Origin of the sequence: Novosphingobium sp. MMS21-SN21R (genome assembly GCF_031846015.1) — a bacterium.
Classification (GTDB): domain Bacteria; phylum Pseudomonadota; class Alphaproteobacteria; order Sphingomonadales; family Sphingomonadaceae; genus Novosphingobium.
This window is the reverse complement of record NZ_JAVRDU010000001.1, coordinates 3049368-3065164: the sequence shown is the minus strand read 5'-3', so window position 1 is coordinate 3065164 and position 15797 is coordinate 3049368. Positions and strand designations below refer to the sequence as shown.

Sequence of the window (15797 nt, the reverse complement as noted above, 5' to 3'; positions counted from 1 at the left end):
CGACATGCCTCAGTCGATCACCAGATAATACCCGGCGGCATTGGTCGTGGAGTTGCTCAGCACGATCTCGAAGCGGCCGCTGTAGAGCGGGGTCCAGGTGCACTGACGGCTGCGCGCCTTGGCGGGCGGGCAGACGGGCTTGGCCTCGCCATCGAGTACGGTGAAATCGATAGCGCCCGCGCCGGGCGTCGCGACAGCCACACGCGCGGCGCGGCCCCCATCGAACAACTGGGGCAGGCGCACGGTCATGCCTGGGGTGAGCATCCCCGCCTTGTAGGCAGGCCCGAGCACGCGCCCGCGATAGGGTGGTGTGTTCGGCAGTTCAGCAGCGGAACGCCAAATCGCCACCGGGTCTGCCGAAGCATCGGCTGGGCGCGCACCAAGACTGTCGAGGGCGGCGATGATCTTGCCCAGTTGCTGCGGTTGCCCTTGCGCGTTCTGACCGGCAGCCAGAAGGTCGGCCACCGCGCTCGCAGGTTCGCTGGCATCGCGCAGGACCACGCGGACCGGTTCCGCCCGGTTCACGCCTGCACATCCGCCCAGCGCCGCCGCAAGGCAGGCGGCAATGATTGGATTACGTATCATGGGGCAGGCTCCAGAATGAATTGCGTCCCGCGCGGGATATCGCCCAGCCGCAGGATCAGGCCGTGGCGCTGCGCGATGGCGCGGGAAAGCGCGAGGCCGAGGCCGTGCCCTGGCCGGTCGCCCGGCGCGCCTGCCCGGACGAACCGTTCGAACACGCGGTCTCGCTGGTCGCGCGGAATACCGGGGCCGTCGTCCTCTACCACGATGCGCGGACCCTGCGACAGTTCGAGCCGGACGCGCCCCCCTTCAGGCACATACTTGATCGCATTGTCGAGCAGGTTCGACAGCAGCCGGGTAATCTGCATGCGTTCGCCCAGCATGGTAATCCCCGGTGTGACGCGGGTGTCCAGCGTCAGCCCGGCATCCTCGGCGCTGTCCTCGTAAAGATCGGCAAGGCTGGTGACGATCGACGACAGGTCGAGTTCGGCCAGTCCGGCAAGATCGCCACGGCGGCTTTCGGCAGACGCAATATCGAGCAGTGAATCGAGCATCGTGGTGATTCCGCGAATATCCTCGCGCGATTGGCCCAGCGGCCCGCCGGGCGCTTCGGGCCGCAATTGCATGGCCGTGCCCAACCGGTTGTCGAGGTGCATCAGCGGTGTGCGCACCTCGTGCGCAACGTGTTCGGAGACCTGCTTGTAGGCTTTGAGCAATTGCGCCTGCCGCGCCAGCAGGCGGGCGCCGTGGCCTGCCATCTCGTCGATCTCGTCGCCGCCGCGCTGCCGGGCGGGGAAGCTTGCCGCGCGTCCATCAGCCGCCGCGCCCAGCGCCGCATTGACCGCGTCCATCCGCCGCGCGAGGTGCCGCGAGGTAAACCAGGCCGCCAGCGCCACTGCGCCGACGATCCCTGCGCCAACGGCAAGGAACACACCCGAAAGCACCAGCAGCGATGTGCGGTCGCGATCATACTCGCGCGCTACCAGGAGTTGCAGGTCGGGCGCCAGTTTGGCCCCTTGCGCAAAGGCTTCGGTCCCGCCCGCCAGCGTGACGAACCCTTCCTCGGACAGCGCAGCGCTCAGCGCGGGCCAGTGCGCCACGTCGCCCGAGAGCCGCCGCCCCGCGCCATCGGCCACAAGGTAGTGCGATCGTCGCCCTTCAAGGCTGACCACGTCCTGACGGTCGTTCACCCGGCGCAGGAGTTCCTCGCGCCCGCCGGTGGCATAGATGTCGATCAGCCCGGCCAGGTCGGTCGAAACCGTTGCCGAGAGCGAGGCGCGCGTCTGGCGCTGAATGGTGATCGTCGTGACCGCAAACAGCACGGCGACCGCCGCGACCGCGATGCCAATCGAGGCCAAGGTCAATTGGCCGAAGATCGAGCGGCCGCCGCGTGTCTGTCGCTTGCGGCTCATTCGCCTCTCGTCAGGCGGTAACCCGCGCCCCAGATCGTCTCTAGCGCGGGCGTGGGGAAACCTTCCTCCAACTTGCGGCGCAACCGGCCGATGTTGACATCGACGACGTTGGTCTGCGGATCGAAGTTCATGTTCCACACATCGCGCAGCAGCATTTCCCGCGTCACGGTTTCGCCCGCGTTCTCCATGAAATAGCGGAACAGCGCGAATTCGCGCGGGGATAGCGGGATGTGCCGTCCGCTGCGAAATGCGGTGCGCGCCTTCACGTGGCATTCGAACGTGCCGTAAATGATCACCGCGCCGTGGACCTTGCCCGCCGATCGGCGATGCAAGGCGCGCAGCCGGGCGACCAGTTCCTGCGGCTCGTAAGGCTTGGCGAGGTAGTCGTCGACGCCCGCTTCCAGTCCCTCGATCCGGTTTTCGCTGCGGCCCAGCGCAGACAGCATCAGCACGGGCGTGCCGACCCCTGCCGAACGCAACCGCGAGACGATGGTCAGCCCGTCGATGTCGGGCAGCATCCGGTCGAGAATGATCACGTCGAAAGGCTCGGCGCCTGCGCGCTGGAGTCCGCCCGTGCCGGTCTGCTCCCAGGCAAGGCGGTCACCGTCGTCAGCGAGCAGCGCCTGCACCGCCTGCGCCGCGCGTGGATCGTCCTCGACATAGAGGATATTGAGATTGCCCATCAGCCTTGCACCCCCGGATCCGGCGCATGTGCGGCGAAACCGTCCGGCGCGATCATTTCACGCCGGACGGTCCGCATGCAACCGTTCAGTTCATCAGCGCATGTCTTCCACCGAGACCCAGCCCTTGGTGCCGAAGCTGTCCTGGACCTCGATGAAAAGACCGGTGCGCTGGCCGGTGGGGGTGAGAGCGGTTCCGGCCCGAACGGTCCGCAGGGCGGCTGATTTGACGTTGGCACTGGTGAACATCTTGGTGTCAACAGCAGCCGTCGCCGTTGCTGCCGGGGCCGCTGCAACAGGGGCAGGAGCGGGCGGGGCCATCGACGCCAATGCCGGCCCCTGGGCCGAGACGGCGTTGAACGCCTTGACGAAAGCCTCGATCAGCATCTGGCCGTCCTTGCTGCCGGCATAGGCAGCGCCGGTCGCGCCACTAGCGACAGCGCCGATCGTCCCTCCGCCGCCACCGAACGACAGCGTCGTCTTTTTCACTTCGCCAGCACCCTGCGCCAGAGTCTGCCCGCTGGCCGGGCTGATCAGGCGGATACCAGCGGCGACAACCTTCTTCTTGCCGCCGAAGCCGCCGAACATGCCGAGCATCGATGCCCCGCCTGGCAGGCCGCGCAACATGCCGCTGGCCGCGCCAGATCGCACGAGGCCCTCCATGGCGACGCCCTTGGCCTTTTCGATGGCCTGATCGACTTCTTCCTTGTCGCCCGCGATCACGTTCATCAGGAAAGCTGCAGGCTGGCCGCTGGCGACATTGTGGATGGTAAAGCAACCCGATTCCGTCGCCATCGCGGCAATCAGTTCGCGCGGCGAGCTGAGGCCGTACTTGGTCCAGCCCTGCGTATCACCATCGACCAGCGCAACCGAGCCGTAGCTCTTGTCGCACTTGGCAAGCGTTACCGGCGGCTCCTTGTCGGCGGCAAGGGCTGCGGTCGGGATCCCGCCAAGCAGGCCTGCGGCAAGCGCAAAGGCGGCGATGAACTTTTCCCTGGAAAGCATGGCTGGACGACGCATTTTAGACACCCCTGGAAATCTCGCCGCTCCTGTTTGCGGCATGGGAGGGTGATGCGCCTGCTTGGGCGTCCGCGACACACAACAGTCCTGTCATCCCTGTGACAAATGCTGTCATCTTGGATGATGATCGGAGAACAGCGGGCAGGCTTCAGCCTGCCCGCAGAGTGGTTCAAGGCTGGGCCCGGCCGAACACGACCACACCGTTGACGGTGCTGGTTGCGCCGCCAGAGACATCGTCGATCTGGTAGCCAAGCCCGACATGACTTGCGCCCGTGCCATAGAGCGTTCCGAAGGCTGCTGCACTGCAGCCGGTCTGGCAACTGGAGGTGTTGCCGGGCAGACGGGCAATACCCAGCACGCCCGCAGCAAAACGCATGTCGGTGCCAACGGTGGCGCCGCCGTTTGACGGATCGGCCGATCCTCCGCTGGTTCCGATGCTCCAGCCGTGCGTGCCGACCTGCACATCAAGATTGAAGCCGACCTTGACCTGCGAACCGAACTGGACAGCGAGCGATCCTGCAACGGTCCCGGCTTGCCCGTCTGCCGCCTGAAAGTTGGTTGGCGCGGTCGATCCGACAAGTTCGTAGTCGACCTTTCCGGATACGGGCAACTGCACCGCGCGCGTTCCGGTAAGGATGTGGGTATTCGGATTTAGATTGGCGTTCGTCGTGCTGCCGTCCCAGCGGCTCCATGCTGCGGCATCGCCGAAGCGGCCATGTTCGCGCAATATGGCCGGTGCGCCATAGATCTGGGTCGAGACGTTGTTGAACTTTATCCGGGTGACCGACCCGTCCTGGCCGATGTCCACTTCAGGCGCGGTGGCGCCGTTGATCCCGCCGTCGGCGAAAGTATATGTGTTGGCGCCCGTCAGCATGGCACTGGTGGCCGGAAGCGGCGGCGTTACGACTGAATTGCCATTGGCCTTGAACGCGGCCGCGCCGACAATCCACTTGGCACTGTCCGCCCCGTTGACCACCGAATAGGTGACGCCGAACTTGTCGGCGCTTCCGGCGAACGATCCGTTGAATCCGACCGTGCAATCTGTCGTCGAACAGCCAGATAGTCCGTCCCGACCCTGAACCACGAACCCGATCTGCCCGCCTGGATAGACCAGCAGGTCGGTTTGCGAACGCGCAATATCGGCAAGTCCGCCGGTGGTTGCGAAATCGAACGCATAGGCGCCGCCGCCCGTCCCGCCTGTAGGCATCGCGACCCGGCCCTCCATTGCGATCTTCGGAACGGTTTTTCCAAAATCGATGGCGAGGCTGGCCGTCAGTGTGCCCGGTGCACCCGATCCATCGACCCATGTCGGCTTGGTCGCTGCAAGCAGGTCATATTCCACGATGCCGCTGGTAGGCACGGCAAAGCCGGTGGGTACGGCGCGGGCCATGATATAGTGGAAGCCCTGATTGGCGGTCAGCGTGAACACGTTGGCGCCGGTGTTGGTGCCATTGTTCCACCGTCCGAGCAGCACGTCGGCATCGCCGGCAATGTCGCTGGTGGTCATCGTGCCCGGCGTGCGCGTAAATGGCCCGGGGCGGGTATAGCTCGCAAGCCCGCCATCCCCGCCGAGTGTGTAGGCTGTTGCTGCAAAACCGCTTTCGCTGCCGGGGAACTGGGTTCCGCTCGAGAGCTTGAGTGTCGTGACGAAGTGGATCAGCGGATTGGTGCCGTTGAAGCCGCCGGTATAGCTGGTCAGCAAACCGCTTCCGCCCGTGCCGCCCCCGGTGCCACCGCTTGGGAATGTGCCGTCCTTGCCGAAGATCGCCGCGCCCTGGATGCGGCCCGCGCTGAAGCTGCCGCCATAAGTCTGGTACATCAGGCCGAGGCGGTTCACCTGTTCCTGTCCGGCGAAATCCCCGTACAGGCTGATGTTGCAGCCAGTGCCGCCGCCGACACAGCCCTCGCCGGTTCCGGTCATGCCGGTGCCGAAGAAGTAGTTGCCAAGGCTGTCGTAAATCACTTCCTGCAACTGCCCATTTGCGTAATTTGGCGTGCTGAACGTGTAGGTCACATCGCCGCCGCTTTCTGGCATGACGATGGTGCCAAGAGTGCGGAAGAACAGCACGCGGCTGTTGCTGGTGAAGCTGAGGGTGAGATCAGCGTCAAAGGTGCCCGGCGCGGTGCGGCCATCGGCATAGACCGGCCGCGTTGCCGCCAGCACCTTGTAGTCTACCGTGCCCGAGACCGGCAGCGTCCCGCCCTTCGGCGCGAGGACGACGTAAGGCAGGCCATTGTTCACGCCGAAGCTGAACTGGGAGTTCTTGAACTTGGCAGTGCCATCGTAGAACCGACCGACCACGGCGCTGGCGTCGCCCGCCACATCGGTGACTTTGGCCCCGACGTTGCCGATATCGCCTGCAGAGGTCAGTGCGCCAGTGTTGTCGATGCTCGCTGTTCCATCTGACGGCTGGATGTTGCCGTTGTGGCCCGCAATGGCCTTGGTTCCGGCGGCGTTCGAGGGGAAGCCTCCGGTATAGGTGGTAAGGCGCGTGCCACCGGTCCCGCCTCCGGTGCCGCCGCCCCCGGTGCCGGGAAGGCCGGCGAACTGGTCGGGGTTACCCCCACTGGCGAGATAGACGTAGAAATCCTGAATGAAGGCGAGCGTTGTGCCGTCAAACAGCGCGGCGAGCACGCCCGCATCGGTCAGCGCCTTGAGATAGGCAAGGATCTGCGCTTGCGTGAGCAGGGTATAGCCCGAAGGCACGCCGCCGCTCGCCAGATAGGCGTAATAGGCTTCGAGCGCGGAGACGTAGCTCGCGTAGACCGGCAGGCCGGAATAGCCGTCGGCGCTGCCACCATTTGCGAGGTAGGCGTAATAGGCCGTCAGGAAGTCGGCCTGTCCTGCCAGCAACGTGCCCAGCTTGCCGCTGTCGATCAGCGCCTTGATGTAGCGCTGGAGCAGCGCAACGTCCGCGCCAGTATAGGCGCTCGGCACGCCGCCCGCCTGCAGATAGGCAAGGTAGGCCGACACCGCATCGGCAAAGGCCTGATAGTTGGGCGTGGGCAGGCCGGTGTAGAGATCGGGGTCACCGCCCTGCGCGAGGAAGGTGAAGTAGGCGCCGTAGAACGTGGCGAGGTCGCCAAGGAACGCCCCGCCTGCATTCGCCGATTGCAGTGCATCGAGGTAAGCGCGGATCTGCGCCTGCGTCAGCGCGGTGTAACCCGAGGGCAGTCCGCCATCGGCAAGGTAGGCGTAGTAGGCGTTCAGTGCCTGCGCATATCCGGCAAAGACATTGGCGGGCAGGCCTTCCCAGCTGTCGATCGAGCCGCCAGCCTTGAGGTGGGCGAGGTATGCAGCATAGAATTCCGCCTGCTGCCCCAGAACCTGTTCGAACAGGCCGGTCGCCTGCAGCGTGTCGAGATACTGGCGCAACACAGCGGGATCGAGCGCGGTATAGGTGCCTGGCAGCTTCCCGCTGGCGAGATAGGCAAAATAGGCGCTGAGCGCGGCGCGATATTGCTCGACAAACGCCGTGCCACCATTGGCAAGATAGGCCTGCAACAGTGCGCGGTCGCTATCGGCCAGCCGCACCAGCAGTCCGGAATTGTTCAGGAACGTGATGTAGGCGGTCAGCGTTTCCTGGCTCGCGCCCTGGAACGCCAGCGGATCGCCGCCGCTGCGCAGAAAGGCAAAGTAGGCGCTGGTCAGACTGGTGTAGCGGCTGACGAACTGGTCGGCATTGCCGCCGCCAAGCAGAAACGCGGCATAGGCTTCGACCAGCACCCGGTTCTGGCTTTCGAGCGCGGCAAACCCGCTGGTGCGGCTGCGATAGGAAACGAAGGCGTTGATATCTGCCAGCGAAGTGCCCGAGAACGACGACGGTGCGGCGCCCGACCGCACGAGGTCGAGAAACTGGACCATCAGGCCTGCATAGACAGTCAGAAACTGCGCTTGCGACCCGCCATTCGCCAGATAGCCGAGATAGGCGCGGATCACATCGGCCTGCGCCTGATCGAACGGCCTGCCGCCATAGAGGCGTTCGAGCCGCGAGGCATGGGCGACGAGCGTGGCGAGATCGCCTGAAGGGAAGGTTTCGAGCGACGGATTGGTGACCGCCGCCTGCACGCGCTGTCCCGCCGAGACGATATCGCCCGACGCGCCTGCCGCCGCCAGTGCTTGCCCGAGCACAACCGGCACGCCGTTCTGCGCAGCAGCGGCGGGGCCGCCTTCCCGGATCGAGGCGACCGGCGGTTCGGTGGTCTGGGCCGCAGGCGCAGGCGCGGTGGTAGCTGCCGTGCGCACCTGACGCGGCGCGGGAGCGACCGGTGCAGTCATGGCGAGGCGCGGGCGGCCGTTCGCAACTTCCCATGCCTGTCCCGCCATGAACCGCTTGTCCTCGCGGCCATTGGCGACCGAGGCCGTGCCGGTCAGCACGCGGCCGGTGGCAACCGGCTTGCCATTGCGGTCAGTGCCGACCGAAAAGCTTCCCGACGAGCCGCCGCCGCCAATTCGCCCGGTGCCCTGCCCGGCAAGGTTGATCACCGTATCGCCCTTTGCTGTGCCGGTGACGGTGACATTGCCCTTGAACAGGTCCACCGAGCCATCGCTCCGCAACTGGAACTCGGCACCCTCGACGAACGAGAGCACCGCGCCGCTGGCGAGGCGCACTTGCGTGACGCCGCTGGTCTGGCTCACCCGCTCACCGCGCAGGGCGGCGGCAGCAAGCTCGGGATTGTCGGCAAAGACGACCTCTTGCGCCAATGCAGGGACGGCCAGCGCCAGCGATGAGGCGCTGATCAGAAGCGCGGCGAGAGTCTTGGGAGCGGAATGGCGGATCATGGGTTTTCTCCCGAAATTCAGAATTCGAAACGCGCGCCGGCCTGCACGGTCCAGCGTTCGTGATCGTAAAGCGCGATGTTCGACCAGTTGCGCGACCAGGTCGCCTTGGGCTGGAGGAACACCCGGGGCAGCACGGCAAATTTGATCGCGGCGGTAAGGTCGATCCGCTCGTCATGCCGCTTGCGCATGAACAGCACGTCCTTGCGGTCATAGCGCCGCAAGTCAGCCGCGATGCCGGCGACCAGTGCGACCTTCGGCGAGACTGGAAATTCCGCGCCCGCGCTGACCCCGGCAAAGCTGTTGGATTCGGCATCGCCTGCCTGCCGCCGCGTTTCTTCGTGGCCGCCGATCAGGTTGATCGCATAAGTGCGGGCCGAATAGCCGAGGCCCACTGCAAAGCGGTTCGCATCGCGCAGGGCGTCGCGGTCATATTCGAAGCGGTTGAACTGGACCGAGGCCGACAGGGCCTTCCCGCCCGGCAGCAAGTGGGTGTATTGGCCAATAGCGCCAAACGCGGTGCGATAGCCGCGATGGCCCAGCCAGTATTTCTGCACCTGCCCCGAAAACGAGAAAACGTCGCGGCTGGCGAATGTATGGGCAATGCCCGCCGTTCCGGTCAGACTCGCCTGATCGAACGCGGCGCTATCGAGATTGTCGCGGAAATTCCCGAGCAACGAACCGAACACACGGTCCTGCCGCCCGATCGCGCTGACGCCGCTCACCCCGCCAGACAGGTCGTAGAATTCATCCTTCTGCGCGCGGGCGTTGCCGCCAAGCGTGCCGGGCCCAAGCGCCGCGAACAGCGGGATGGTGATCGAGGTCAGCTGCGTTGCCGAATTGATGTTGCTGTCATGCCCGAAGGCGGCTTCGCCAAAGCCCGAGATGTCACTGCCGCCGCCCTTGATCTGCTTGTCGAACTGGCGGACGAAGCCGGTGAAGCGCTGGCGCACCGGGTCGGGAATGGTAGGATCGTCGACCACGGTCGAGAACTGGTCGCGCGCCGTCTCGATGTCGCCCGCCAGCGCATAGGCGCGGGCGAGTTCGGCGCGGGCAGGGGCGTTGTCCGGCTGGCGTGCCAACACGCGCTGCAATGCGATGATCGCCTCGCCATAATGGCCTGCGTCCGATGCCGCCGTGCCGAGCGCATAATCAAAGGCCGGATCGCCTGCCTTGCCCTGTCCGTCAGCGCCTTCTCCGTCTGCGACAAGCGCCTGATAATGCGCTTCGGCCTGTTGCGGCGACAATGCCTGCTGCTGGCCGAAGGCGGGCAGCGGCAGCGCCGCGGTTGCTGCTGCGGCGCAAACCGCATGCAGAAGTGGATGCCTGATCGCCATCGTGTCCCTCACTGGAATTTCCAGATTTCCAGCTATCGCGCGGCGCGTGCAAAGTCCGATGACAAACCCTGTCACGCGGATGACAAGTCCTGTGGCGTTACCTATCGGTGAACTCGCGGGCAGAGGCATAGACACTGGCTATGCTCCGGCGGTATTGTATCGGCATGAGTGAAACACCCTTCCGCCCCCGCATCGATCCGCGCGCCGTCGCAACGTTCTGGAAGGTCTGCGAGACCGGCTCGATTTCGGGCGCGGCGCGGGCACTCAACCTGTCGCAGCCATCGGTATCGAACACGATTGCGCTGCTTGAACAGCGGTTGAAAGTCACCCTGTTCGCGCGGTCGCGCAGCGGCATCGTGCTGACGCGCGAAGGCGAGGTACTGCGTGACCGCGCCGAAGCGATGGTCCGCCTGCTTGAAACCGCCGCTATCGAGGTCGATCATGCGGCGCACAACATAGCAGGGCCCTTGCGCATCGGCGGCACCCCCGGCGCATTGGTCAGCCTGCTCCCGCAAGCAGTGGCAAAACTCGAACACAGCGTGGGGCCATTTGCGCTGAGCGTGGTCGAACGCCCCGATGTCCAACTGGCTGACCTGTTGCGCAAGGGCGCGATTGACCTCGCCTTCCTCACCACCGAGATCGAGGAATGCCCGCCGGACCTCAGGGAAGTGACCGTCACGCGCGATCCTTTCGCGCTCATCGTCGGGCGGCGGCATGATGATCTGGGCGAGCGCCTGTCCTTGCGCGATGTGGCGACGTTGCCATGGGTTCTGCCCGAGGCACAGGGCGCATTCCGGCGGCAGGTCGACGCACTGTTCCTCGCCGCAGGCGTGCAGGTTCCGCAAAACGTCATCCGCTGTGATTCGCTGCTCACCACCAAGGCCATCGTCCGGCACAGCGACCGCGTGACCGTGCTGCCGCGCACTGTCGCCAGCGCCGAGCTGTCCATCGGTGTGCTTCGCGCGCTCACGATTGCCGAGGCGACATTCGAGCGCAGTGTCGGCGTGCGCTATCTGGGCACGCGGGGCCTGCCGCCGCTCGGCCGCGCCATGGTCGAGGTTTTGTCCGAGGCATAGCCCGAGGCAATGGATGGGCCAGAACATCCTATTTTACCCGATGCACCAAACCGCATAGCACTGCGGGTAAAGCCAATCGGGGAGAGATCATGTTTGACCGCCGTTCCGTCCTTGCGGGGACCGCCGCGCTTGCCGCCACGCCTGCAATAGCGAAGGTTTCGCGCAAGAAGGCGGTAAGTCCGGCGTTCCCCGCCGGATTCCTTTGGGGGGCATCAACCGCGCCACACCAGATCGAGGGCAACAATACCTCGTCCGACCTGTGGTATCTCGAAAACCAGCAGCCGACGATCTTTGCCGAACCATCGGGCGATGCAGCGAACAGCTTTCTGTTGTGGGAACGCGATCTCGATCTGGCGAAGGAAATCGGCCTCAACTGCTACCGCTTCGGCGTGGAATGGGCGCGGATCGAGCCGGAGAAGGGGCGTTTCAGCCAGGCGATGCTCAATCACTACCGCCGCGTTGTCGAAGGTTGCCGCGCGCGGGGGCTGACGCCGGTTGTCACCTACAGCCACTTCACCGCGCCGCTCTGGTTCAGCGCGCAGGGCGGCTGGACCAATCCTGAAAGCGCCAGCCTGTTCGCGCGCTATGCCGAAAAGGTCACCCGCGCGATCGGCGATCTGATCCATTCGGCAATCACCTTCAACGAACCCAATATCCTGCTGATCCTCAAACCCCTGTTGCCCAAGCCGGTGTGGGACATCCAGAAGCTGACCATCGATACCGCGGCCAAGCGGCTCGGCGTGGACAAGTTCGTCTGTGCCAACGTCGCCGGTTACGACGATCTGCCCGCGCTCCAGGCTGGCCTGCTCGCCGCACACAAGGCCGGGCGCGCCGCAATCAAGGCGGTGAAGCCGGACTTGCCCGTGGGCCTGTCGCTGGCAATGCTCGACGATCAGGCGGTGGGCAAGAATTCGGTACGCGATGCCATGCGCGCCGAGCTTTACGGGCAGTGGCTGGAGGTGGCCAAGGCCGACGACTTCATCGGCGTGCAGAACTACGAGCGCGCACTGTGGGGTGACAAGGGTCGCCTGCCGCCGCCTGCAGGTGCGACCGTCAACTGGTCGGGCACCGAGATCTGGCCGGGATCGCTGGCTGGCGCAGTGCGCTATGCCCATTCCGTGACCGGTGTTCCGATCCTGGTTTCGGAACACGGCGTCGGCACCGCCGATGATGCCGTGCGCGCTGCGTTCATCGCGCCTTCGCTTGCCGGGCTCAAACAGGCGATTGACGACGGCGTGCCAGTCATCGGCTATTGCCACTGGTCGCTGATAGACAACTTCGAATGGATCTTCGGCTATAAGCCGAAATTCGGTCTCGCCAGCTTCGATCCGGTAACTTTCGCGCGCACGCCGAAGCCGAGCGCGGCCGTTTATGGCAAGATCGCCAAGGCGAATGCCGTCACGGTCTGAAGCGACTGCGCGGCCCCTGTCTTTACGCAGGCGGCCGCGCTAAGGCCGGGTTATGCAACAGCAACCGATCCTTGTGCTGACCACCGGCGGCACCGTCGACAAGGCCTATTTCGACGCGCTCAGCGAATACCAGATCGTCGAGAGCGGCATTCCCGCGCTTATCGCACAGGCACGTGTGGCGCTGCCGGTGCGGGTCATGGAACTCATGCGCAAGGACAGTCTGGAGCTGACAGACGCCGACCGCGCGCTGATCGCTGCCGCCGTGCGCGAGGCGCCCGAAAGCCGCGTGGTCATCACCCACGGCACCGACACGATGACCGAGTCGGCCAAGGCGCTGGCTGACATCGCGGGCAAGACCATCGTACTGACCGGCGCGCTGTCGCCTGCGCGCTTTGCCGAGACCGACGCCCCGTTCAACCTCGGCATGGCCTTCGCCACTGCGCAAGTCGCCGCGCCCGGCGTGTGGATCGCGATGAGCGGGCAGGTGTTCGACGGCCTGAAAGTCCGCAAGGATCGCGCGGCGGGGAAGTTCGTTTATTCAGCACAGAATGTTACCGGGTGACCGTAGGAGGCAAAGGGCTGAACCGTTTAGCGTTGATGGTTTAATGCCTCTGAAACACGTCCGTGATTGACGCCGAAATGCTCAGCGATATCTTGTTGGTGTGCCGCCGGGTTGCTAGCTGAATACTGCCGAATTTCTTCAGCCAATTCGGGAGTGACTATTGGGCTTCGCCTTGGAGCCCTTCTTGCTGGCTGCTGGCGATAAAGCTGATCAGCTAAATCTTCCAACTCTTCGCATTCCAGCTCATCTGCCAATTCTCTTAGACGATCTCGCACTTCGGGAATCGTCAGGCGGTTGCTCGGCATCTCAAACTCCCTCACATAAGTAGGAGTTCTGATTTAGGATAGTCGCCGTGTCTTTCAAGTGTTCTGCGGCATGGCGGAATCCAAACAACCCTAGATTCAGCAACCCTATGTTTGTCCCACACAAGCCAACAGTAGCCAGTGGCGGTGGTAGCTTTTGGGTCCAATCGACCTTTTACCATTGGAACGCGCTCAACGAATTGAGCGAAAACTGAAGGTGGATTTAAACTAAATATGCGGTTAAATCGCCCTATGCTCTCAAGAAAAGTCGTGCGAACTAAAAACGCACATCCCTTTTTGCATTCATCGAGTGCCTTCATGATGAAATCTTCGGCGAGGCGGAATGGAGGGTTTGTAATTATCCAATCCCATTCGCGGTTTTGGACGCAATCCAAATAGTTCTGTATTGATCCGAATTCGTAGTCAGCGATATCCTGCGCAACCACCTCACGAAAGTATTCCGAGAGCGGTCGGGCCATGTAACCACGCCCGCAAGCTGGTTCGAGGCAGGAGAAGTCTTTTACTGAACCTCGGATGACGTGCTCAAGAAGTGCGCGGGTTGCCCAAGGAGGTGTGGGGAAATCGTCTAAACTGTCGCGAGGTTCTACTCGCTGCGCCATCACGGCGTGGGAGGTGTTTTGCATTTCGATTCTATGAATCCCCGCACTTCAGAACGCAACACCATTTGTCAGGAAGGTGGCTTTCAGGGCGAGGTTTCAGGGACACTTTGTAATTGCATTTTCACTCCCACTCGATCGTGCCGGGCGGCTTGCTGGTGTAGTCATAGACCACGCGGTTGATGCCCTTGACCTCGTTGACGATGCGCGTCGCCACGCGGGACAGGAAACCTGCGTCGAACGGGTAAATGTCGGCGGTCATGCCGTCGGTGCTGGTGACCGCGCGCAGGGCGCAGACGTTATCATACGTGCGGAAATCGCCCATCACGCCCACGGTCTTGACCGGGAGCAGCACGGCGAAGGCCTGCCAGATCGCATCATAGAGGCCCGCGTTGCGGATCTCCTCGAGGTAGATCGCATCGGCCTTGCGCAGGATGTCGCAGCGCTCGCGCGTCACTTCGCCGGGGATTCGGATGGCAAGGCCGGGGCCGGGGAAGGGGTGACGACCGACGAAAATGTCGGGCAAGCCGAGTTCGCGGCCCAGCGCGCGCACTTCGTCCTTGAACAGTTCACGCAGCGGCTCGACCAGCTTCATGTTCATGCGTTCAGGCAAGCCCCCGACATTGTGGTGGCTCTTGATCGTGACCGATGGCCCGCCGGTGAAGCTGACCGATTCGATCACGTCAGGGTACAGCGTGCCCTGCGCAAGGAAGTCCGCACCGCCGACCTGCTTGGCTTCGGCTTCGAACACATCGATGAAGGTCTTGCCGATGAACTTGCGCTTGGCTTCGGGGTCGGTGACCCCGGCAAGGCCGCCGAGGAACAGGGGCGACACGTCCTTGTGCACCAGCGGGATGTTGTAGTGGTTGCGGAACAGGCTGACGACCTGTTCAGCCTCGCCCATGCGCATCAGCCCGTGATCGACGAACACGCAGGTCAACTGGTCGCCAATGGCTTCATGGATCAGCACCGCCGCCACCGCCGAATCAACGCCGCCCGAAAGCCCGCAGATCACCCGGCTGGAGCCGACCTGCTTGCGGATTTCCTCGACCTTGGTCTTGCGGAATTCCGCCATGGTCCAGTCGCCGGTGCAGCCGCAGACGTGGCGCACGAAGTTGGCGATCAGCTTTCCGCCATCGGGCGTGTGGACCACTTCGGGGTGGAACTGCGTGCCGTAATACTTCTTCTCGTCGTTCGCGATGACTGCGAACGGCGCGCCGTCCGATACGGCAACGATGCGGAAACCGGGCGCGAACTGGGTGACCTTGTCGCCGTGGCTCATCCACACCTGATGCCGCTCGCCCTGCTTCCACAGCCCGTCGAACAGCACGCATGGTTCCGTTACGGTGAGGAAGGCGCGGCCGAATTCGCCCGAATCGCCTGGTTCCACCTTGCCGCCGAGCTGCTGGCTCATCACCTGCTGGCCGTAGCAGATGCCCAGAATTGGCAATCCGCTGTCGAACAGCACTTGCGGCGCGCGAGGAGATCCATCGGCAGGCACGCTGGCGGGCGAGCCAGACAGGATGATCCCCTTGGGCTTCATCCGGTGGAACGCGGCCTCTGCCTGCGTGAACGGCGCGATTTCCGAATAGACCCCGGCTTCGCGCACGCGGCGCGCGATAAGCTGGGTGACCTGACTGCCGAAATCGACGATCAGAATCGACTCTGGAAGGGCGGCTGCTGCGGGCTGGATGCTCATGCGCTGCCGATAGGGATATGGCGCATTTCTGTCCAGATAGTGCCGCAAATGTGCCAGTTGCGTTTCATGCAACTGAAAATGCCCCGTTCGCACTTGCAGCATGCGTCGTTCGGCGTATTTGCGGCCCCGGTTCCGATGCGTCCAGCTCACCCTGCCGGCCAAATCGAACTGGGAGGATGTCTGCAAAGGTGAACCAAACAGGAGGTTTACCATGCGCAGCTTTACCGCGATCGCGCTTCCGTTCATTCTTGCTGCTGGGTTCAGCGGCCTGATGTTCACTGCCACGCTCGTCTGAGCCCGGCAGAAGCACAAAGCGACCATACCTACAAAAGCGGCTGCCCCTGCGGGGTGGCCGTTTTGTCTTTTCTGGCGCAGGCGTCT

At 63.9% G+C, this 15797-nt stretch carries 12 protein-coding genes; 3 read left to right on the top strand and 9 right to left on the bottom strand.

The window, feature by feature from the left end:
* Nucleotides 1–9: 9 nt before the first annotated feature.
* The 6 genes from RM192_RS14870 to RM192_RS14845 form a co-directional block, all read right to left on the bottom strand.
* A complete protein-coding gene (locus RM192_RS14870) occupies nucleotides 10–585 on the bottom strand; it encodes a hypothetical protein (RefSeq protein ID WP_311508340.1) in 576 nt (191 codons plus the stop codon).
* The gene (locus RM192_RS14865) at nucleotides 582–1934 is read right to left on the bottom strand and encodes a HAMP domain-containing sensor histidine kinase (protein ID WP_311508339.1); all 1353 of its coding nucleotides are present in this window, start codon (nucleotides 1932–1934) and stop codon (nucleotides 582–584) included. Before RM192_RS14865 ends, RM192_RS14870 begins: the two co-directional genes overlap by 4 nt.
* Nucleotides 1931–2617, bottom strand: a complete 687-nt coding sequence (locus RM192_RS14860; protein ID WP_311508338.1) for a response regulator transcription factor — start codon at nucleotides 2615–2617, stop codon at nucleotides 1931–1933. The genes RM192_RS14865 and RM192_RS14860 overlap by 4 nt, the downstream gene beginning before the upstream one ends.
* Before the next feature lie 93 nt (nucleotides 2618–2710).
* Nucleotides 2711–3634, bottom strand: coding sequence for an SH3 domain-containing protein (locus tag RM192_RS14855; protein ID WP_311508337.1), 924 nt, complete (start codon nucleotides 3632–3634; stop codon nucleotides 2711–2713).
* Nucleotides 3635–3803: 169 nt separating this feature from the next.
* The gene (locus RM192_RS14850; RefSeq protein ID WP_311508336.1) at nucleotides 3804–8417 is read right to left on the bottom strand and encodes a hypothetical protein; all 4614 of its coding nucleotides are present in this window, start codon (nucleotides 8415–8417) and stop codon (nucleotides 3804–3806) included.
* 17 nt (nucleotides 8418–8434) lie between these two features.
* Nucleotides 8435–9751: a porin family protein gene (locus RM192_RS14845; protein ID WP_311508335.1), complete on the bottom strand. Its 1317-nt coding sequence runs from the start codon at nucleotides 9749–9751 to the stop codon at nucleotides 8435–8437.
* A gap of 164 nt (nucleotides 9752–9915) precedes the next feature.
* Between RM192_RS14845 and RM192_RS14840 the strand changes: the two genes are divergently transcribed.
* The 3 genes from RM192_RS14840 to RM192_RS14830 all read left to right on the top strand — a co-directional run bounded on the left by RM192_RS14840 (nucleotide 9916) and on the right by RM192_RS14830 (nucleotide 12798).
* Complete coding sequence (locus RM192_RS14840; protein WP_311508334.1) at nucleotides 9916–10827, top strand: LysR family transcriptional regulator; 912 nt, start codon at nucleotides 9916–9918, stop codon at nucleotides 10825–10827.
* 89 nt (nucleotides 10828–10916) lie between these two features.
* Entirely contained in the window at nucleotides 10917–12236 is a 1320-nt protein-coding gene (locus RM192_RS14835) for a family 1 glycosylhydrolase (RefSeq protein WP_311508333.1), read from the top strand.
* Between the two features lie 52 nt (nucleotides 12237–12288).
* On the top strand, nucleotides 12289–12798 hold the full coding sequence (locus RM192_RS14830; protein ID WP_311508332.1) for an asparaginase domain-containing protein: 510 nt from the start codon (nucleotides 12289–12291) through the stop codon (nucleotides 12796–12798).
* Between the two features lie 26 nt (nucleotides 12799–12824).
* On the opposite strand, the gene RM192_RS14825 is transcribed toward RM192_RS14830, so the two are convergent.
* From RM192_RS14825 to guaA, 3 genes are all read right to left on the bottom strand, one after another.
* Complete coding sequence (locus tag RM192_RS14825) at nucleotides 12825–13103, bottom strand: hypothetical protein (RefSeq protein ID WP_311508331.1); 279 nt, start codon at nucleotides 13101–13103, stop codon at nucleotides 12825–12827.
* An 11-nt stretch (nucleotides 13104–13114) separates the two neighbouring features.
* Nucleotides 13115–13744 (bottom strand): hypothetical protein, encoded by a 630-nt coding sequence (locus RM192_RS14820; RefSeq protein WP_311508330.1) that lies wholly within the window; start codon nucleotides 13742–13744, stop codon nucleotides 13115–13117.
* A 97-nt stretch (nucleotides 13745–13841) separates the two neighbouring features.
* Nucleotides 13842–15416: a glutamine-hydrolyzing GMP synthase gene (gene guaA, locus RM192_RS14815; RefSeq protein WP_311508329.1), complete on the bottom strand. Its 1575-nt coding sequence runs from the start codon at nucleotides 15414–15416 to the stop codon at nucleotides 13842–13844.
* Nucleotides 15417–15797 lie beyond the last annotated feature (381 nt).